Origin of the sequence: Nocardia sp. CWNU-33 (genome assembly GCF_046764895.1) — a bacterium.
In the GTDB taxonomy this organism is placed as follows: Bacteria; Actinomycetota; Actinomycetes; order Mycobacteriales; family Mycobacteriaceae; genus Nocardia.
In genome coordinates this window covers 26,995-45,567 of the sequence record NZ_JBKOQN010000029.1, presented here as the reverse complement: position 1 = coordinate 45,567, position 18,573 = coordinate 26,995, and the positions used below count along the sequence as shown (strand labels likewise).

Annotated in this window: 18 protein-coding genes; 13 read left to right on the top strand and 5 right to left on the bottom strand. The window is 66.6% G+C overall.

All coding sequences use genetic code 11. From position 1 onward, the window contains the following. Positions 1–239: 239 nt before the first annotated feature. Entirely contained in the window at positions 240–968 is a 729-nt protein-coding gene (gene kstR, locus ACLMAL_RS29950) for a cholesterol catabolism transcriptional regulator KstR (protein ID WP_406235713.1), read from the bottom strand. 162 nt (positions 969–1,130) lie between these two features. On the opposite strand from kstR, the gene ACLMAL_RS29945 reads away from it, so the two are divergent. The 6 genes from ACLMAL_RS29945 to ACLMAL_RS29920 are packed head-to-tail and all read left to right on the top strand — an operon-like array spanning position 1,131 to position 8,112. Continuing rightward, on the top strand, positions 1,131–3,347 hold the full coding sequence (locus ACLMAL_RS29945; protein WP_412002146.1) for an acyl-CoA dehydrogenase: 2,217 nt from the start codon (positions 1,131–1,133) through the stop codon (positions 3,345–3,347). A gap of 25 nt (positions 3,348–3,372) precedes the next feature. Continuing rightward, a complete protein-coding gene (locus ACLMAL_RS29940; protein WP_412002145.1) occupies positions 3,373–4,437 on the top strand; it encodes an acyl-CoA dehydrogenase family protein in 1,065 nt (354 codons plus the stop codon). Continuing rightward, positions 4,422–5,582, top strand: coding sequence for an acyl-CoA dehydrogenase family protein (locus ACLMAL_RS29935; protein WP_406235718.1), 1,161 nt, complete (start codon positions 4,422–4,424; stop codon positions 5,580–5,582). The genes ACLMAL_RS29940 and ACLMAL_RS29935 overlap by 16 nt, the downstream gene beginning before the upstream one ends. A gap of 34 nt (positions 5,583–5,616) precedes the next feature. Next, complete coding sequence (locus ACLMAL_RS29930; RefSeq protein WP_328412674.1) at positions 5,617–6,543, top strand: bifunctional MaoC family dehydratase N-terminal/OB-fold nucleic acid binding domain-containing protein; 927 nt, start codon at positions 5,617–5,619, stop codon at positions 6,541–6,543. Further along, positions 6,540–6,941, top strand: coding sequence for a MaoC family dehydratase (locus tag ACLMAL_RS29925; protein ID WP_328408578.1), 402 nt, complete (start codon positions 6,540–6,542; stop codon positions 6,939–6,941). The genes ACLMAL_RS29930 and ACLMAL_RS29925 overlap by 4 nt, the downstream gene beginning before the upstream one ends. Continuing rightward, entirely contained in the window at positions 6,934–8,112 is a 1,179-nt protein-coding gene (locus ACLMAL_RS29920; protein WP_406235720.1) for a lipid-transfer protein, read from the top strand. Before ACLMAL_RS29925 ends, ACLMAL_RS29920 begins: the two co-directional genes overlap by 8 nt. 135 nt (positions 8,113–8,247) lie before the next feature. Here ACLMAL_RS29920 and ACLMAL_RS29915 read toward each other — a convergent pair whose 3' ends face one another. Then, complete coding sequence (locus ACLMAL_RS29915) at positions 8,248–8,460, bottom strand: hypothetical protein (protein ID WP_412002144.1); 213 nt, start codon at positions 8,458–8,460, stop codon at positions 8,248–8,250. 37 nt (positions 8,461–8,497) lie between these two features. Here ACLMAL_RS29915 and ACLMAL_RS29910 point away from each other — a divergent pair, with 37 nt between their 5' ends. Further along, the gene (locus tag ACLMAL_RS29910; protein WP_328408584.1) at positions 8,498–8,938 is read left to right on the top strand and encodes an NUDIX hydrolase; all 441 of its coding nucleotides are present in this window, start codon (positions 8,498–8,500) and stop codon (positions 8,936–8,938) included. Positions 8,939–9,038: 100 nt separating this feature from the next. Here ACLMAL_RS29910 and ACLMAL_RS29905 read toward each other — a convergent pair whose 3' ends face one another. Further along, positions 9,039–9,845 carry a TetR/AcrR family transcriptional regulator gene (locus ACLMAL_RS29905; RefSeq protein ID WP_412002143.1) on the bottom strand — a complete coding sequence of 269 codons (807 nt, stop codon included), beginning with the start codon at positions 9,843–9,845 and terminating at the stop codon, positions 9,039–9,041. A 64-nt stretch (positions 9,846–9,909) separates the two neighbouring features. Here ACLMAL_RS29905 and zapE point away from each other — a divergent pair, with 64 nt between their 5' ends. The 6 genes from zapE to ACLMAL_RS29875 all read left to right on the top strand — a co-directional run bounded on the left by zapE (position 9,910) and on the right by ACLMAL_RS29875 (position 15,734). After that, positions 9,910–10,941 (top strand): cell division protein ZapE, encoded by a 1,032-nt coding sequence (zapE, locus tag ACLMAL_RS29900; protein WP_412002142.1) that lies wholly within the window; start codon positions 9,910–9,912, stop codon positions 10,939–10,941. Between the two features lie 388 nt (positions 10,942–11,329). After that, positions 11,330–12,274, top strand: a complete 945-nt coding sequence (locus ACLMAL_RS29895) for a DUF4129 domain-containing protein (protein WP_412002141.1) — start codon at positions 11,330–11,332, stop codon at positions 12,272–12,274. Beyond that, positions 12,271–12,777, top strand: coding sequence for a hypothetical protein (locus ACLMAL_RS29890; RefSeq protein WP_412002140.1), 507 nt, complete (start codon positions 12,271–12,273; stop codon positions 12,775–12,777). Before ACLMAL_RS29895 ends, ACLMAL_RS29890 begins: the two co-directional genes overlap by 4 nt. 268 nt (positions 12,778–13,045) lie before the next feature. Then, a complete protein-coding gene (locus ACLMAL_RS29885; RefSeq protein ID WP_328408597.1) occupies positions 13,046–14,008 on the top strand; it encodes a MoxR family ATPase in 963 nt (320 codons plus the stop codon). Continuing rightward, positions 14,005–15,279, top strand: coding sequence for a DUF58 domain-containing protein (locus ACLMAL_RS29880; protein ID WP_412002139.1), 1,275 nt, complete (start codon positions 14,005–14,007; stop codon positions 15,277–15,279). Before ACLMAL_RS29885 ends, ACLMAL_RS29880 begins: the two co-directional genes overlap by 4 nt. Then, a complete protein-coding gene (locus ACLMAL_RS29875; RefSeq protein WP_406235739.1) occupies positions 15,276–15,734 on the top strand; it encodes a hypothetical protein in 459 nt (152 codons plus the stop codon). Before ACLMAL_RS29880 ends, ACLMAL_RS29875 begins: the two co-directional genes overlap by 4 nt. Here ACLMAL_RS29875 and ACLMAL_RS29870 read toward each other — a convergent pair whose 3' ends face one another. After that, positions 15,735–16,601, bottom strand: a complete 867-nt coding sequence (locus tag ACLMAL_RS29870) for a MaoC/PaaZ C-terminal domain-containing protein (protein WP_412002138.1) — start codon at positions 16,599–16,601, stop codon at positions 15,735–15,737. A 204-nt stretch (positions 16,602–16,805) separates the two neighbouring features. Then, positions 16,806–18,506, bottom strand: a complete 1,701-nt coding sequence (gene kstD / locus ACLMAL_RS29865; RefSeq protein ID WP_412002137.1) for a 3-oxosteroid 1-dehydrogenase — start codon at positions 18,504–18,506, stop codon at positions 16,806–16,808. Positions 18,507–18,573 lie beyond the last annotated feature (67 nt).

The window sequence follows — 18,573 nt, the reverse complement described above, 5'->3', positions numbered from 1 at the left end:
AACAATACTGTGTTTAATTTGCCGCACATACGCGCGCCGGTGTGCGTGCGCACGATTGCGTCCTGGCTTATCGACCATCTGGTGGATTTGCCCAGCTGGCGTGCTTTTACCCAACTTCCAGCGTGGGCTGGCTCACTTCGGCCGACTCGCGCTCAGGTGCTCCCGGTGGTGGTGAGCCCGCCCGGCGGAGTTGCCTGGAATCAACTGGATCCGCGCTCGTCCGGGTGCGGGCCCCGCCGTTACTTGCGGTTCTCGCCCAGCAGGAGATCGACCGTCAATTCCAGGCGCTCGGTGACATCGGTCGCCGAGGCGCGCCTGGTCAGCCAGGCCACCAGGTTGGAAAGCCACACGTCGCTGATGACCCGCGCAATCGCCAGCTGGTGTTCGGTGGGCTCGCCGTCGTTCATGGCACGTGCGAACACCCGATCCATCACCTTGCCGACCCGGTCGACCTCGGCGGCCGCCGACGCGTCGGCGAACATAAAGGCTCTGGTCATGGCCTCGGTGAGCAGCGGGTCGCGCTGCATCATCCTGGTGATCTGGGTGAGCAGCAGATGCATGCGTTCGCGCGGCGACTGTCCGGCCAGCGGCTTTCGTTTGCCCTCGATCTGCTCGAATTCCCGCGACAGCGCGGAGACGAGCAGATGCACCTTGGAGGGGAAATAGCGATACAGCGTCCCGACGGCGACATCGGCGCGTTCGGCCACCGCGCGCATCTGCACCGCGTCGTAGCCGCCCTTGGAAGCCAGCGCCAGGGTCGCATCCAGAATTCGCTTCCGGCGTTCCCGCTGTGCGGCCGAACTCAGCTCGTCCTCACTGAGCGTGGTGACCGTCGCGGTAGGCGGTGCTGCATTCGATTGGCGGCGTTCGCGGGCCCCTGCGTGGTCACGCTCCGCTACCGCCTCCGTGGCCGTCGCTCGCGCCGCCGGGCTCGAGTCGGCAGGCTGGGATCGGGAGGGACTGGCCATTGATGAGAGTCCTTTCCGGAAACGTCGTTCCATCGGCTTGCTTTTAGGTCGTTGGCGTGCGCTTTCGACCCACAAGGCGAGTTCGTCTCTTGACTTCCGCCCAGCTAGGATATTAGAACATGTTCTAGGTGTGGGAGTCACGCCGGAGAGGCGGTACGGAGTGTGACCATCGCCACCACTGACGAGCATAAAGCCGTTCAGGAGTCGATGCGTGGATGGGCCGGATCGGTGCATCCAATTGCAACAATGCGCGACGACGCCACGAACTTCTGGCGCGCGTACTGGCCCGCGCTCGCGGACCTCGGAATCTTCCGGGTCGCGGTCGCCGAGGATGCGGGCGGCGCGGGCGGCTCGGTCGCCGACCTCGCCGTTCTTATCGAACAAGCAGCGCATGATCTGGTGGGTGGACCGGTGCTGGCAACGGCATTGGCGAATCTGGTTACCGAGGGCGCCATCGATGAGGACCTGCCGTGCGGTGTCGCGCTCGACTTCATTGTCGAATCCGCAGTGAGCGTACCGGCCGCATCCGATGAGCTACTGCTCACCGGTGTCTGGGATTCGGTGCTCGGCGCGGCGCCCGAAACCGCGGTGCTGCTGCCGGTGCAAACCCCGAATGGGCAGCGCTGGTGCCTGATTCCGGCGGATGCCGACGGTCTGCGGGTCGAAGCGCTGCCGCCGTTGGACCCCAGCACCCCACTGGCCAAGGTGCACTGCGCCGAGGTGCGGGTGCCCGCCGAGCGCGTGTTCGCCTCGCCGCACCCGGTCGAGGATCTCGTGGTGGTGCTGGTTGCCGCCGAGCTTGCCGGCCTGGCCGGTTGGTGTTTGGAGACCGCGGTCGAATACGCCAAGGTGCGTGAGCAATTCGGCCGTCGGATCGGGTCTTTCCAAGCGGTCAAACATATTTGCGCCTGGATGCTGTGCCGGGCCGAGCTGATCCGTGCCGTCGCGGCCGACGCCGCTGCCGCGGTGGACGAAGGCGGGGCCGAGCTGCCGATCGCGGCCGCGATTGCCGCGACCATTTCCCTCGATGCCGCGGTCGAGACCGCGAAGGACTGCATCCAGGTGCTCGGTGGCATCGGATTCACCTGGGAGCACGACGCGCACTTCTATCTGCGCCGTGCGATCGCCCTGCGGCAACTGCTCGGTGGTTCGGCCCGCTGGCGGGCCCGAGTGACCGAGTTGACCCGCGCGGGCCGCCGCCGCACCACCGGAGCGGACCGGGTTTTCGCCGCGGCGCGAGCGACGGACCCGGAGGCGGTAGCGGAGCGTGACCACGAAGACAGCAAATTGAACACTGTCGACGGTGTCGCCGTCGACGACGCGAGCACAAACGAACTGGCCGCCGAGGTGGCCCGTATCGCCGCGCTGCCCGCCGAGCAGCGACGCGACGCCATGGTCGAGGCCGGGCTCGTCATGCCACACTGGCCCGCGCCCTATGGTCGTGGCGCGGATCCGATGACGGGGCTGGTGATTTCGGAGGAACTGCGCCGCGCCGGGCTGGAATCGCCGGACCTGGCGATCGGCGGCTGGGCGGTGCCCACCCTGCTGCAGCACGGCACACCGGAGCAGATCGAACGCTTCGCGTGGCCGACGCTGCGCGGTGAGGTCGTCTGGTGTCAGCTCTTCAGCGAACCGGGAGCCGGTTCGGATCTGGCCGCCCTGCGCACCACCGCCAAGAAGGTCGACGGCGGCTGGGTGCTGCGCGGCCAGAAGGTGTGGACATCGTTGGGCGACAAGGCAAACTGGGCGATCTGCCTGGCCCGCACCGACGCCGAACTGCCCAAGCATCGTGGCATCAGCTACTTCGTCGTCGATATGCACAGCGCGGGACTCGAGGTGCGCCCGCTCGTGCAGATCACCGGTGAGGCGCGCTTCAGTGAGGTATTCCTCGATGATGTCTTCGTTCCCGACGACGGTCTGGTCGGCGCGCTGAACAACGGCTGGAAGATCGCCCGCTCCACCCTGTCGACCGAGCGGGTCGCCATGGGCGGCAACGGAATCGGGCCGGTGCTCGAGGAGCTCATCGCCAAGCTGCCCGCGACCGGACCCGGGGCAGAGCTGCTGAACGATCGGCTCGGCGGCTTCGTCGCCGACGCGATCGCTGGACTATTGCTCGAGCAGCGCGCCGCAGTGCGGATGCTGGCGGGTGGCGATCCCGGTGCGCAGAGCAGCGTGCGCAAACTCGTCGGTGTCCGCCATCGCCAGGCGGTCGCCGAATTCGCCGTGGAGACGGCAGGTGCTATCGGTGCGCAGGACTCGGAAGTGGCAAAAGAGTTCCTGCTCACACGCTGTTTGTCGATCGCTGGGGGAACCGAGCAGATTTTGCTGACCGTGGCTGGTGAGCGGATCCTCGGACTACCCCGCGACACGGACAGCTAGTCGACAAGTCAACTGGGAGAAAAGCGTGGACTTCACCAGGGACGAGGGCCAGGACGCCGTGGCCGAGGTCGTCGTGAGTTTGCTGGAGCATGAACCGGCACGCGATATCGAGCTGTGGCCGAAGCTCGTCGACAGCGGATTGCTGTCGGTCGCCTTGCCGGAGCGCTTCGGCGGTGATGGCATGGGCCTGCCGGAAGTAGCGGTGCTGCTGACCGAACTGGCCACCGACGCGGTGGCGGTGCCCGCCGTCTCGACGCTCGGTTTCGGGCTGCTTGCGCTGCTGGACGCGTTGCCCGAGAGCGTTGCCGAGCAGGTGTTCCCCGAGGTGGCCAAGGGCGCCGTGCTCACCGCGGCGTTGAGCGAGCCGGCCAACCCGTTTGTGGTCAAGCCGGAAACCACGGCGGTCACCGAGGGCGGTTCGGTGCGCATTACCGGCCACAAGGTGGCGGTGCCCTACGCAGACCTTGCGCGCTGGCTGCTGATTCCCACCAATTCCGGTATCGCGCTTGTCGAATCGGATGCCGAGGGCATCACGCTCACACCGTCACCGGTGTCCGGCGGCATTCCCGAGTGCAGTGTGCGCCTGGACAATGTCGAGATTCCGGCCGAGCGGCTGCTGCCCGGCGGCGTCGCACAGCTGCACCGGCTCGCGGTCGCGTCGATCGGCTCCATCGCGGACGGGCTGCTGAAGGGCGCGCTCGTCTTGACCGCCGAACATGTCCGCACGCGCAGACAGTTCAACAGACCGCTTGCCGAATTCCAGGCGGTGGCGCAGCAGATCGCCGATCTGTATGTCGTCTCGCGCACCCTGCACGCCGCCGCCGTATCGGCGAACTGGGCGCTGGCGCACGATGATCCCGGCCAGGCACACCAGGAGCGGATCGACGACGATCTCGATGTCCTGGCCTACACCGTGGCGTCGGAATTGCCCGCAGCCATGCAGAAGTGTCATCACCTGCACGGTGGCCTCGGCGTCGACATCACCCACCCGATGCACCGCTACTACTCGCAGGCCAAGGACATCGCGCGCTGGCTCGGCGGCGAATCGTTCCGACTCGATCGATTGGGGGCCAGATGTTCATCGACCTGACCGCGGAGCAGCGCAAGCTGCGCGATGAATTGCGTTCGTACTTCGCCGATCTCGTGACTCCCGAAGAGGAAGCCGAGATGGCGGTCAACCGACACGGCGACGCCTACCGCGCGGTGGTGCGCCGGATGGGCGCGGACGGTTGGCTCGGTGTCGGCTGGCCCAAGGAATACGGTGGCCAGGGCTTCGGTCCGATGGAGCAGCAGATCTTCTTCAATGAAGCGGTCCGCGCCGATGTGCCGCTGCCGCTGGTGACACTGTTGACCGTCGGGCCGACGCTGCAACAGTTCGGCACCGACGAGCAGAAGGCCAAGTTCCTACCCGGAATCCTCTCCGGCGATATCCATTTCGCGATCGGTTACTCCGAACCCGAAGCGGGCACCGACCTGGCCTCGCTGCGGACCAGTGCCGTGCGCGACGAGTCCGGCGACTGGATCGTCAACGGGCAGAAGATCTTCACCACCGGTGCGCACGAAGCCGACTTCGTCTGGCTGGCGTGTCGGACCGGATCGGTCGAGTCGCGGCACCGCGGCATCACGATCCTGATCGTCGACACCACCGACCCCGGTTATTCCTGGACCCCGATCATCACCTGCGACGGCGCCCACCACACCAACGCCACCTACTTCGACAATGTCCACGTCCCGGCGAACATGCTGGTCGGCGCGGAGAACCGAGGGTGGAAGCTGATCACCACCCAGCTCAACCATGAGCGGGTGAGCCTCGGCCCGTCGGGCAAGATCGAGCAGCTCTACGACAAGGTGCGCGACTGGGCGCAGCCGCGCGGTGTGCTCGCCGAGGCCGACGTGCGCCGTTCGCTCGGCCGTATCCACGCCATGGTCCGGCTGAACGAGCTGCTGAACTGGCAGGTGGCAGCCACCGTCGACGGTGACCAGGCCACGGTGATCGCCGATGCGTCGGCGACCAAGGTGTTCTCCACCGAATCGCTGCAAGAGGCGGGCCGGCTCGCCGAGGAAATCATCGGCCGCTACGGCGATCCCGCCGATCCGGCTACCGCCGAATTGTTGACCTGGCTGGACCGCAGAACCAAACAGAACCTGGTGGTGACCTTCGGCGGTGGCGTCAACGAGGTGATGCGCGAGCTGGTCGCCTCGTCCGGGCTGCAGTTGCCGCGAGTACCGCGATAGTGAACAACCAAAGGAGCCGCGCGTGCCGGAAACCATGACTCCGGAAGCGATTACCGCCGCCGCCGAGCACATCATCGCGGCCGGGGACTGCGCGCCACGTCCTGGGCGTGACCCGGTGAACCAGCCGATGATCAATAACTGGGTCGAGGCGCTCGGGGATGCCAATCCCATCTACGTCGACGAAGAAGCCGCACGGGCCGCAGGTTTCCCCGGCGCTGTCGCACCGCCTGCCATGGCCCAGGTGTGGACGATGTTCGGGCTCAACGGTTCGCGCCCGGACGACGATCCGATGGCCAAGGTCACCGAACTGCTCGACGGCGCGGGCTACACCTCGGTGGTCGCCACCGACTGCCAGCAGACCTACCACCGGTATCTCACCGTCGGTGAGCAGGTTTCGGTGACGAGCAGGCTTGCCGAGATTCGCGGCCCCAAGCGGACCGCGCTGGGGGAGGGCTGGTTCGTCACCTTCCAGACCAGCTGGCAGGTCGGCGACGAGGTCGTCGCCGAGATGCTCTTCCGGCTGTTGAAGTTCGCGCCCGGCACCGGCGCCGCACCGAAAGAACCCGAGGGGGCCCGCGTCAAGCCGCTGGTCTCCTGGGACACCGAGTTCTTCTGGGAAGGCACCAAAGCAGGCGAGCTGCGCATCCAGCAGCTGCCCGACGGCACGCTGCGACACCCGCCGATCCCGGCGATCTGGAAAGACAAGTCCGAGCAGACCGACTATGTGGTGGCCTCGGGACGCGGCGAGGTATTCAGCTACGTCGTGCATCACGCTCCGAAAGTGCCCGGTCGGCAGCTGCCGTTCGTTGTGGCGCTCGTCGAATTGGAGGAAGGCGTGCGCATGCTCGGTGAACTGCGCGGCATCGACCCGGCCGAAGTGAAGATCGGGATGCCGGTCGAGGTCGAGTTCGACAAGCTCGACGACGAGGCCGTGCTGCCGGTCTGGCGGGTGTGTGCATGACCGCCGTGCAGGTAGGCACCGTGCTGCCGGAGCTGGTCATCGAGGCCGACCCGACCTTTGTGGTCAGCACGGCCCTGGCCACCAGGGATTTTCAGGATGTCCACCACGACAGGGACAAGGCGATAGCCCGCGGTTCCAAGGACATTTTCGTCAATATCCTCACCGACACCGGGCTGGTGCAGCGCTTCGTCACCGATTGGGCCGGTCCGCGCGCCATCGTGAAGTCGATTGCGCTGCGGCTGGGTGTTCCGCTGTATTCCGGTGACACCCTGACCCTTTCCGGCACGGTGACCGAGGTGGCAGGCGACGAGGTCCACATCGACATCGTCGGCAAGGACAGCCTCGGCGACCATATTACGGCGAAAGCCGTTATCTCCTATCGGGGTTCGAATGACTGAGCAAGGTATCTCGGGCCGCGCGGCCATCGTCGGGATCGGCGCCACCGACTTCTCCAAGGACTCCGGGCGCAGCGAACTGCGGTTGGCCGCCGAGGCAGTGACCGCGGCGCTCGCCGATGCGGGCCTCACGCCCGCCGATGTCGACGGCCTGACGACCTTCACCATGGACACCAACACCCAGGCCGCGGTCGCGCGTGCCGTCGGGATTCCACAGCTGAAGTTCTTCAGCCACATCGGTTACGGCGGTGGCGCGGCGTGCGCCACCATCCAGCAGGCGGCGATGGCGGTGGCCACCGGCGTCGCCGACGTCGTCGTCGCCTATCGGGCGTTCAACGAGCGCTCGGTGTCGCGCTTCGGTCAGTTCTCCACGGCGCTGGCCACCGCACCGACCTCATCGGGCATCGACGCGGGCTGGTCCTATCCGCAGGGGCTGGGCACACCGGCCGCCCAGGTGGCCATGGTCGCCCGCCGCTACATGCATGTGTACGGCGCGACGAGCGAGGACTTCGGCCGGGTGGCCGTCGCCGACCGCAAGCATGCCGCGGTGAACCCGAACGCCTTCTTCTACGGCAAACCGATCACGCTGGAAGAGCATCAGAATTCGCGTTGGATCGCCGAACCACTGCATCTGCTCGACTGCTGTCAGGAGTCCGACGGCGGGGTGGCGATCGTTGTCACCAGTGCCGAACGCGCCCGCGATCTTCCGCAGCGTCCGGCCGTAATCGCCGCCGCCGCACAGGGTTCCGGTGCCGACCAATACGTGATGACCAGCTACTACCGCGACGCCATGACAGGTCTACCGGAGATGGGCCTTGTCGGTGCCCAGCTGTGGGCGCAGAGCGGGCTACGCCCCGACGATATGCAAGCCGCCATCCTCTACGACCACTTCACCCCGTTCGTCCTCATGCAACTGGAGGAACTCGGCTTCTGCGGTCGCGGCGAGGCCAGGGACTTCATCGCCGACGGAGCCATCGAAGTGGGCGGCCGCCTCCCACTGAACACGCACGGCGGCCAACTCGGCGAGGCCTATATCCACGGCATGAACGGCATCGCCGAGGCCGTCCGCCAAATCCGTGGCACCTCCGTCAACCCGGTCCAGGATCTGGAGAACATCCTGGTCACCGCGGGCACCGGGGTACCAACCTCGGGTCTGGTGCTCAGCGCGAACTGATCTGATCCCGGCGTTGACCGGGATCGCATGGCCGTCGCCGGGATGCGGGATATTGTCTGCCGCTATCCCGGCGACCAGCCATGCCTGCCGATCGAATGCAGCCAGGATGTCGCCTGGTATCGACGATGAGCGCCGTCACTCGCCGAAACCTCGGGCGAGCTCGGTACCGATTTCCTCGGCGGTGAGTGGTCCGCTGCTGCGGTACCCGCCGGTTGTCGGGCGTGGTCTCGCCGCAGCTTCGTCGATCAGCCTGTCGGTCTGCTGTGCCGGCGTCAACCCGTGGGCTGCCGCTGGCCGATGCAGCCTGTCGCGGGTTGCCTTCGGTACCTTGATGGTTGTAGCGGTCATGCCGCAGGGTAGACCGATCTGCCCTGGGAGGAGTTCGATGACCGACCGGCACCTTGTCGACGCTCATATCCTGGTCATCCGTGACGGTGAGCTGTTGCTCAGCAAGCGACGTAGCGACGACGAGTTCGACGGCCTGTGGCATCTGCCCGCCGGCAAGCTCGAAGCGGGTGAGTCCGTGGCCGTCGCGGCGGCGCGTGAGGCGCACGAGGAGGTCGGCATCGTCATCGACCCTGCGGACCTTCGACTCTTTCACGTCGCCCATGTGATCGGCTCCGGTCGCGAAGCCCGCCTCGGCCTGTTTTTCGAGGTGCTGCGCTGGATCGGCGACCCGGTCAATCGCGAACCGGACAAGTCCTACGAACTGCGCTGGTTCCCACTCGACGCACTGCCCGAGGACACACTTATCCGTTACCCACTGGCCGGAATCCGCGCCTATTTCTCTGGAAGCACCTACAGCGAACGCGGTTGGAATCACTAGCTCCTCGGCGCCGCACTCGGACTCCTGTGATTCGGAGCAGTCCCCGCCGAGCTCGCGCGCACACGAATGCTCGCAGACGTCCGCAACGAGCAGCAGGACGCTATGTCGAATCTTGTCGACTGCTGAGGTAGCGCGACAGCAGTGCGGTGAGTTGGTCGACGCTCTCCGGTGTTCGCGCTGGTAGGTGACTGCGGGCTCCTGCGAAGCGATCGAACACCGCCCCCTCGATGACGGCTACGAAATCGGCTGCAGCCGCCGCGGGGTCCGCGAAACCCAAGGCGTGGAAGAGGTCTCGTGCGCGTTCGACGGAGAACAGACTGTGCACCAGCCGGGGATGCAGATCAGGATCGGCCAGCAGATCGATGAGCAGCGCATGCCGGACGATGAGGTGATTGCGGCGGTCGGCGAGTAGCTGGTCGAGCCATGTCGCGATAGCGCGGGCGATGTCGCCGGTGTCGATTGGCGGTGTGCCCTGCGCGGTGGGAGTTGGCTCGTCCGGCTGTGCGCCATCTGCCTGGTGCAGCCGTGTCTGTTCCACACTGCCCGCGTGATCGGCTCCCGCCGCGAAACTCTCCTCGGGTTGTTCATCGAGGTGCTGCGCTGGAGCAGCGGCGGATGCTGCGGCTTCGGACCGGACGTCGGCGGATTGTGCGTTGGCGGATTGCGGGTCTATGAAACGGATGTCGGCGATCCGGGCGGCGAGGAAGTCTGTGCGGGAGCGGCTGGTGATGCGGTCGGTGATCGCTTCGATGAGTGCGCGTTTGGTGCGGAAGTAGTATGAAGCGGATCCGGCGGGCAGGTCGAGCGCGGTGTCGATGGCCCGGTGGGTGAGGGCTCGGATGCCTCGGGTGGCAATCACATCGATGGCGCCGTCGACTATTAGTGCGCGTCGGTCGGTTGTGGACATCGTCACCTTCTCTGGCGGATACAACTCCTGATCCTCTACAACTGTAGAGGATCAGGAGGATGTTGTGGATACCAGTGCGATCGAATTGAATGCCGACCAGCTGCGGGTTGCCGCTCGACTCGGTGAACTCGTCGATCGGCGCGGCCGCCCGGTCAAGCGTCACCGGGGGATCTACCTGCACGGCAGGCCCGGTCGCGGGAAGACAATGCTGATGGACCGGTTCTTCGCGAGTGTCACATCGAATCGCAAGCGCCGCTTCCATTTCCACACTTTCTTCGCCCAGTTGCACACGACCCTTGCCGCATCCGGGGCCATCGATCGCGCCATCGACACCCTGCTCGGTGACGCCGACCTGGTCTGCTTCGACGAATTCCATGTGCACGACATCGGTGATGCGATGTTGATAGCCCGAACCCTCGACGCACTGTTCGCCCGGCACATCGTGCTGGTGGTGACGTCGAACTATCCGCCGCAGGAGCTGCTGCCCAACCCGCTGTTCCACGACCGCTTCGTGCCGACCATCGACCGTATCGTCGCCCACCTGGATGTCGTCTCGGTCGACGGCCCGCTCGACTACCGCACCCGCGCCTCGCACGAGGGCGCACCAACCGGATTCGTCGCGGGCCGATACTTGGTCCGTCCGGCGGCGGGCGAGGTCGAAGCAGGCCTGTCCCATCCGGGGGTCACCTCCTGCGGGGCGGGTGATGTCGAGGTAGCCATCGACGTTCGGCACGTCCACGCTCGAGCTGTCGACGGTGCATCGATTGTCATCGACTTCTGTGCCCTATGCGGCACGCCGACCTCGTCGGCGGACTATGTCCAACTGGCCCAACGCTTTTCGAACTGGACCCTCTGCGATGTGCCCCGCCTACGCGATGTGCCACCCGACTGGGCGATGCGCCTGGTGAACCTGGTCGACGTGCTCTACGACGCAGACCTCCAGCTCACCGTGTCGGCTCGAGTGCCACTGACGGATCTGGTCGCCGACGTTGCGCTCCCCGATATCTCGCGCACCGCCAGCCGGTTGAGCGAACTCACCCAACCCGACCTGCCCACGATCCAATTGCCACCCAACCTGGCAACAGCGGTGGTGTAACCCGTCCGACGTACTTCATCGACACCTGCGCCCGCTTCGGGTGAGCGCGGAACGTGCGGAGCGGTTCGCGACCGGGCAGTTGCGTTGTCCTGCGCTGAGGTGGTCATCGACGTTAGTCGAATGGTGGTTGGTGACCAGTGGCAGAGCAACCATTTCACTACGCTCGGCGGTTTCTCTCCTTTGGATGGTTTGCCGATGCCACAAGATTGGGCCACGGCATTTGTGATGGGGTCCGAACAGGGGTGATAGCGCATGCTGATCGGGCTGGAGCTGTGGTGGTGCAGTTTGAGAGGCGGGAGTCCTAAGTATTCGATTCGCGCTCGCGCGGACCGCTCGGCATGTAACTATGTGGCTGTTTTGTGCAGTACTCAGAGGTGGCGGTAACGAAGTGGCCGGGGCGCGAGCGCCGATATTGCGCGTGATCGTGCTGATCACGCTGGTTGCGTTTGCCGCGATCGCATTGCGTGGACACATCCCGGGCACGGCGGGGCCCGCGCAGCCCCGATCGATTCCGTCGGCGCTCGCGGTGGCGTTGACGCCGGTGCTGCTCACCGTCTCGATCGTCATTCTGATCGCCGGAGTAATCGCAAGTCAGCATCGGCTTCCGCTCGCCATGCCGGTGTCGGATCGCGTCGTCGACCGCAGGCCGGGACGGCTCGGCAGGTTCGGCTTGCTGGTGCTTGCCGTGCTGGCAGGTCTTTCATTGGTGATCGCGGCGGCGTCCGCGGTCTTCTTCGTCGGCGTCGGCCGTGAAGGTGGCGCCGAGCAGCCGCCGCCCCCCACCGGCTCCGCCGAACCGACCGAACAAGTTGTCACCACACCCGCCGACCCGTCGGGGCCGGCCTCCCAACTGACCGGCACCGCGCTGCTGTTGGCCACGGTCGCGGCTATCGTGCTGGTCGCCGTCGCCATCATCGGCCTGGTGGTGGTCGCGGTGGCGGTCCGGCACCGACCGGTTCCGGTGGCACCGCCACCTGCCCCGGCCGCGCCGACCGAGGCCGGCTCACTGGCGCGGGCCGCCGAAATGGGCCTTGCCGCGATGAATGCGCCGGGCCAGGACCCACGTACCGCGATCATTGCCTGCTACGTCGCGATGGAGCACGGCCTGTCCTTCGATCGCGCTGCCGCGCCGCTGGCCTCGGACACCCCGATGGAGGTGCTGGCGCGCGCCTTCGAACGCGGTGCGCTGCACGACGCATCCGCACGGGAACTGGTCGCACTGTTCGAGGAGGCCAGATTCAGCCCGCACTCGATGCTCGAATGGCAGCGGATGCGAGCCGAACAGCTGCTGCGCATTGTGCTCGCCGATCTGCAAGGTGAGGTGCGGGTATGAATCGTATGGGAATCGTGCTCGGCGCGGCCGCGGTTGTCGTGCTGATCGAGCTCGTCACCTTCGGCAAGGCGCGCGAAGCCATGCTGATGCTGGCCGGAGTCCCGGTCGCGCTCGCGCTTTTCCAGCTGATCTGGTCGCTGCGCGCCAAGCCTGCACACAGCGACCACAGCGACCACAGCGACACCGACAACATCGAGAACGGCCCTGCGGAGATGCTGTACCACTGGCACGCCAGGGCGGAGATGCTTGCCGACCGGGCCGACGGGACCCGTGCCGAATGGGATCGGCACTTGCGGCCGCTGCTGGCCAAGGAGTTCGAGTTGTCCACCGGTCTGCGGGTCGCGAAGAACCGCAGGGCGACTGAGGCCGCCGGAATACTGCAGTTCGGCCCGGAACTGTGGCGCTGGGTGGATCCGGCCAACTCGGCCTTGCGCGATCAGACGACTCGCGCACCTGGGCGGGCGGCGCTGGATGAGATCCTGCGTCGGCTACAGGGGATGTAATGCGTGGCATGAGGGATCAGGTCCGGAGGAGGCAGCGTGTGTAACCACGTAGGGCCCCGATCATGCCCATCGAACTCTGGCATGAGAGGTCAGGCCCGGAGGAGGCAGCGTGTGTAACCACGTAGGGCCCCGATCATGCCCATCGAACTCTGGCATGAGAGGTCAGGACTGGAGGAGGCAGCGTGTGTAACCGCGTAGGGCCCCGATCATGCCCAATTAATTGCCGTCTACAGAGAATGAATGGGTTGAGGCAAGTGCGGGAAGTCAAATGACGATGCCGATGGACGCGACGGTCCAGCGCAGCGAGGCGGTGCTTCGGGAGTTGTCCCGGGTCATCGTCGGCAAGCGGGACGAGTTGCAGCTGATCATGATCGCCGTCTTGTCCGGTGGTCATGTCCTGATCGAGGACCTACCCGGTCTCGGCAAAACGCTCATCGCCAGATCTTTCGCCGCCGCGTTCGGGCTGGAATTCACCCGCGTGCAGTTCACGCCGGACCTGTTGCCCGCGGATCTGCTCGGGTCGACCATCTACGACATGACCTCGGGCCGGTTCACTTTCCGGCGTGGGCCGGTGTTCACCAATCTGCTGCTCGCCGACGAGATCAACCGGACGCCGCCGAAGACACAGGCGGCGCTGCTGGAGGCGATGGCCGAGGGCCAGGTCAGCATGGATGGCGAAACCTATTTGCTGCCACAGCCTTTTGTTGTGCTCGCGACCGACAATCCGATCGAGTACGAGGGCACCTACCCGCTGCCGGAAGCGCAGCTGGACCGGTTCGCGATCCAGCTGCGGCTCGGTTATCTCTCCGAGCACGACGAGACGCAGATGATCCGCCGCCGTCTGGAGCGTGGCTCGACACCGCCGACGGTGGGGCAGGTGGTGGACGCGAACGGGCTGCTGGAAATGCGGCAGTCGGTGGAGTTCGTCACGGTGCACCCCGATGTGGTCGGCTACGTCGTCGCGCTCGCGACCGCCACCCGCGGGCATCCGCAGGTGGAGGTGGGTGCAAGCCCGCGCGCCGAACTCGACCTGGTGCAGATGTCGCGGGCACGAGCCTTGCTGCTCGGCAGGGACTACGTGATTCCGGAGGATGTGAAAGCGCTGGCGATTCCCGCGATGGCGCACCGGATCACGCTGCGCCCGGAGATGTGGGTGCGCCGGATCCGCGGCGAGGACGTCATCGGCGAGCTGTTGCGCCGCCTTCCGGTTCCGCGCGCTTCGGTGACATGAGACATCGCGACGCGAGCACGACCGTCGAGGTCGAATTACAGTGGCGGCCTGCGCCATTGGTGTTCATGCTCGCGGTGTGCGCGGCCTCGGCACTGCTGCTCGCGGTGGTATTGGGCCGCTGGCAGCTCGTGGTGTTTGCCGCGCCGCTGCTCGGTGTGCTCGCCACCGCATCGTGGCAGCAGTCGCCGACCAGGATTCAGGTCGACGGCGGTGGGACGCTGCGGTGTTTCGAGACGGAGGAGGTGGTGCTGACGGTCGCGGCCTACGTCGAGACCGGACACGCATTGCTGCGCTGTAAGCCGGAACCGGTGGAAAGGCTCGGGATCGAGGTCGAGGAGGCGAATGATTCCGGGACGGCTCCCGCCGGGCTGCGGATGGCGCTGACGGCCGACCGTTGGGGTCGGTATCCGCTGTCGGTACGGATTTCCGCGCTCAGCCCGGCGGGACTGTCGGTGGCCTCCGCGGTGGTGCCCGCCGGTCAGCTGTTCGTCTATCCGATCACCGATCCGCAGCGCATGCGGCTACCGCGCACCGAGCTGCCCGAACGGCTCGGCACCCACCTGACTCGCAAATTCGGTCCCGGCGTCGAGTACGCCGATATCCGCGCCTACGCCCCCGGCGACCAGCTGCGGATCGTGAACTGGCCGGTAAGTGCGCGCCGCGGCAGGCTCTACGTCACCGAGCGGCTGACCAACCGTTCCGCGGATGTGGTTGTCCTCGTGGACACTTCGCAGCAGGCGCCGGGGCCTGCCACCGAGTCCTTGGAGCTGTCGGTGCGCGGCGCGGCGCAAGTGGTGCAGTCGACATTGCAGGCCGGTGACCGCACGGCGGTTGTCTGCCTCGGCCAGTCACCGCGCTGGCTGCGGCCCGATATCGGCCGCCGCCAGTTCTATCGGATCGTCGACACTGTGCTCGATGTCGGCGACGAGCACATCCCGACGACCGGCACGCTCGCTCCGCACGGGGCAGTGCCGATCGGCGCGATCGTCGTCGCCTTCTCCACCCTGCTCGACACCCAGTTCGCGCTGGCACTGATCGATCTGCGCAAGCGCGGGCACGTCGTGGTCGTCGTGGATGTCCTGCGCGGCACGCCCTTCCATGATCATCTCGATCCGACGCTGGCCAGAATGTGGCAGCTGGAGCGCACGTCGATGTACCGGGACATGGGCACCGTCGGCGTCGACATCGTGGCGTGGCCGGATGGTGTGCGCCTCGATGAGGTCATGCGGCTGATCCCGGAGCACCGACGCACGGTTCGGGTGCGCCGATGATCCGTTTCCTCGCCGTCCTGTCCGGTGCGCTGCTGGTGACATCGGTGACCCTCATGACGCCATGGGCAGGCATTCCCGCGTTGATACTGGTCGCGGCGGGCTGGTGGTTCCGGCTCGCGGCCGTGGCAGCGGTGCTGCTGGCGATCGGCGTGCTCGCCGCCGCCGACACCGGTGTGCTCGCCGCCGCGGCGACGGGATTGGTCGCCACCACCTACCTGCTGAACACCGCGACGGTGTCGGCGCCGATCGGTGTGGTCCCGACGACGGTTCCCTCGGTGGTCGGCGCCGTCGGATTCACCGCCGCGGCCGTCGGTGCGGCGCTGCTGCCGCTGCGCCTGGCCTGGGCTCCGATAGCGGCACCGATCGCGGTGATCGTGTTGTACGCCCTGATAGTTCAGGGTCTCGCCGCTCGTCGCGGCCGCACCGGAGACGAATCCGCCACGGCCGCGGGCTGATCAGGCGGGCAGGAAACGCAGCGTGACGTCGCCGAGCACGGGGGCATCGTCGCGTTCGACCACGGTGGCCGCGATGGTCAGCTCGTTGCCTTCGCGCCAGATCCGGGTGCGCAGGGTTTCACCCGGGTAGAGCACCCCGGCGAAGCGCGCACGGAATCCGGTGACCCGGCTCGCATCCGAATCGAGCACGGTGTCGGTGGCGGTCTTGCAGACAATCCCGTAGGTGCACAGTCCGTGCAGGATCGGGTTGGGGAAGCCTGCGGCGCGGGCGAATGCGGGGTCCGAATGCAGCGGGTTGCGGTCGCCGCACATCCGGTACAGCAGCGCCTGCTGCGGCAGCGTCGGTGTGATGACGTCGAAATCCGGTGTGCGATCGGGCAGCACCGACTTGGTGCTCGGGCCGCGTTCGCCGCCGAAACCACCCTCGCCTTTGGCGAAAATGGACGAGCGCGCGGTCCACAGCGGCTCGCCGTCGGAACCGGTGACCGTCTGCTCCTGCACGACGACGGCGGCGGAACCTTTGTCCCAGAGTTCGGTGATCCGACCGGTGCTGGTCGCCTTGCCCGCGGCCGGGATCGGGCGGTGCACCTCGACCTCCTGATGCCCGTGCACCACCTTGGCCAGATCGATATCGATGCCGGGGAACCGCACTGTGGGCGGCTCGGTGTCGTGCAGCGTCGCGGCGACGGTCGCGAAGGTCGGCAGCACCTGCGGGCCGCGGTCATCGAGATAACGCAGCTCGGCGGGGTCGGTCCAGCGGGTGCCCGCACCCAGCCCGAGCTGATAGAGCTGCACGTCGGACGGCGTCCACGCGAACTCCCGGCTCGGGAGCTGCGCGCCGAGCGCGATTTGCGGGTCGATGGGCATCGAGTTCTCCTTGTGAGTGCTTGTGGACAGCTTCCGCAGTCCGGTGCAGGCAGCCATCGGTCGGACGCGTCCTTGCCGGGTCGATCCGAGGCGACCTCCGGTCCGTCCCTCGCGGTGACGGTGGCCTCGGATCGATCCTGCGGCGTCCGTATCGGACCGGGCAAGGGGGCGTCCGGTCGGTGAGACGGACGCCGCGTCGATCGGTTACGCCTCGGCGGCGGCCTTGTTCGACAGCTGCTTCTTCCGCTCGGCGATATCCAGCACCGCCAGGTAGCCGAAGGTGATGGCGGGTCCGATGGTGGCGCCGGGGCCCGCGTAGGTGTGGCCCATCACCGGAGCACTGGAGTTGCCGGAGGCGTAGAGGCCCTCGATCACGGTCTGGTCCTCGCGCAGCACGCGGCCTGCGGTATCGGTGACCAGCCCGCCCTTGGTGCCGAGGTCGCCGGGCACGATTTTGGCCGCATAGTAGGGGCCCTGCACCAGCCCGGCCAGGCACGGGTTCGGCTTCACGGTCGGATCGCCGTAGTAGCGGTCGTAGTGGCTGTCGCCGCGGCCGAAGTCCTCGTCCTTGCCGAGCTCGGCGAAGGTGTTGAACCGGGCGACGGTTGCGGCGAGGGTGTCGGCGGGCACGCCGATTTTCGCCGCCAGCTCCTCGAGTGTGTCCGCCTTGACGATGTTGTCGTTTTCCATCCAGCGGGACGGAAACCGCAGACCAGGCTGCAATCCGGCGAAGATGTAGCGGTTCCGGTAGCGCTGGTCGAACACCAGCCACGAGGGAATGTTCTCGCCGGGACCTTCACCCTGCCCGTATTCGCCGCCGTACATGGTGTGCACAGCCTCGACGTAAGGAGCGGACTCATTACCGAATCGCTTGCCGTCGGCGTTGACCATGATGGTGCCGGGCAGATTGCGCTCGGCCAATGCGAACCACGGCCTGTCGCCCTTGAACACGGTCGGCCCCCACCAGGCGTCCTCCATGAAGCCGACGGCGCCGCCTGCCTCCATGCCCGCGATGATGCCGTCGCCGGTGTTGGCGGCCGCACCGGTGGTCCACTCGGTGGTGATCGGCTGCCGCTGGTATTTCGTCCGCATCTCGGCGTTGTGCTCGAAACCGCCGCTGCCGAGCACGACGCCGTAGCGCGCGGTGAAGGTGACGGGCTCGCCGTCCTGCAGCGCCTCGACGCCGGTGACCACCCCGTTGTCCACGATGAGCTTGGTCAGTGGAGTGTTCAGCAGCAGCGGCACCTTCGCGTCCATGACGCCCTTGCGCATGGCCGCGATGATGGCCTGACCCATCACCATCAGGTGCTTGCGGGTGAACTTGGCCCAGTAGGTGCGCGCGCCGACCCGCAGGGCCCGCATCATGCCCTTCGGATGGCGACGGATCAGGTTCAGGCGCACGAAATCGGCCTGCGTGACCGCCACGTTCAGTGGCGCCTTGGCGTACGGCGGCTCCAGCTTGAACCGTTCCTCGCCGAGGATCATGGCGTTGAACGGCTTCGGCTCGCACGAGCGCCCCTCGCCCTTGCCGCCGGGGGCCTCCGGGTAGTAGTCGGAGTAGCCGGGCACCCACTTCATCTGCAGCGGGCTGTGATCGAGCACGAAGTCGAACGCTTCCGCGCCGCGGTCGATGTAGGTATCGATCCTTTCCTTCGGCACCACCTCGCCGATGATGCTGTGCAGGTAGGTGCGCGCGACCTCGCGGTCGTCGGGCCGCCCGGACGCCAGCAGCGCCTTGTTGCCGGGGATCCACACGCCACCACCGGAGCGGGCGGTCGATCCGCCGTAGTGCGCGGCCTTCTCGATGATCACCGCGCTGAGCCCATGGTGTGCCGCGGCGAGGGCGGCGGTCATGCCGGCAGCGCCGCTCCCGACCACCACCACGTCGTATTCCCGATCTGTCATGTAGAACACGTTATAGAATGGGGCGGCCGTTGGTCTATGTTGTGTGGCAGAAGACTTGCTCGGCGTT

Excerpts from the sequence above, each read along its gene's own strand:
- kstR (WP_406235713.1), bottom strand. The coding sequence starts at position 968 with ATGGCCAGTCCCTCCCGATCCCAGCCTGCCGACTCGAGCCCGGCGGCG.
- ACLMAL_RS29935 (WP_406235718.1), top strand. The coding sequence starts at position 4,422 with ATGTTCATCGACCTGACCGCGGAGCAGCGCAAGCTGCGCGATGAATTG.
- ACLMAL_RS29930 (WP_328412674.1), top strand. The coding sequence starts at position 5,617 with ATGACTCCGGAAGCGATTACCGCCGCCGCCGAGCACATCATCGCGGCC.
- ACLMAL_RS29925 (WP_328408578.1), top strand. The coding sequence starts at position 6,540 with ATGACCGCCGTGCAGGTAGGCACCGTGCTGCCGGAGCTGGTCATCGAG.
- ACLMAL_RS29920 (WP_406235720.1), top strand. The coding sequence starts at position 6,934 with ATGACTGAGCAAGGTATCTCGGGCCGCGCGGCCATCGTCGGGATCGGC.
- ACLMAL_RS29915 (WP_412002144.1), bottom strand. The coding sequence starts at position 8,460 with ATGACCGCTACAACCATCAAGGTACCGAAGGCAACCCGCGACAGGCTG.
- ACLMAL_RS29910 (WP_328408584.1), top strand. The coding sequence starts at position 8,498 with ATGACCGACCGGCACCTTGTCGACGCTCATATCCTGGTCATCCGTGAC.
- ACLMAL_RS29905 (WP_412002143.1), bottom strand. The coding sequence starts at position 9,845 with ATGTCCACAACCGACCGACGCGCACTAATAGTCGACGGCGCCATCGAT.
- ACLMAL_RS29890 (WP_412002140.1), top strand. The coding sequence starts at position 12,271 with ATGAATCGTATGGGAATCGTGCTCGGCGCGGCCGCGGTTGTCGTGCTG.
- ACLMAL_RS29885 (WP_328408597.1), top strand. The coding sequence starts at position 13,046 with ATGACGATGCCGATGGACGCGACGGTCCAGCGCAGCGAGGCGGTGCTT.
- ACLMAL_RS29880 (WP_412002139.1), top strand. The coding sequence starts at position 14,005 with ATGAGACATCGCGACGCGAGCACGACCGTCGAGGTCGAATTACAGTGG.
- ACLMAL_RS29875 (WP_406235739.1), top strand. The coding sequence starts at position 15,276 with ATGATCCGTTTCCTCGCCGTCCTGTCCGGTGCGCTGCTGGTGACATCG.
- ACLMAL_RS29870 (WP_412002138.1), bottom strand. The coding sequence starts at position 16,601 with ATGCCCATCGACCCGCAAATCGCGCTCGGCGCGCAGCTCCCGAGCCGG.
- kstD (WP_412002137.1), bottom strand. The coding sequence starts at position 18,506 with ATGACAGATCGGGAATACGACGTGGTGGTGGTCGGGAGCGGCGCTGCC.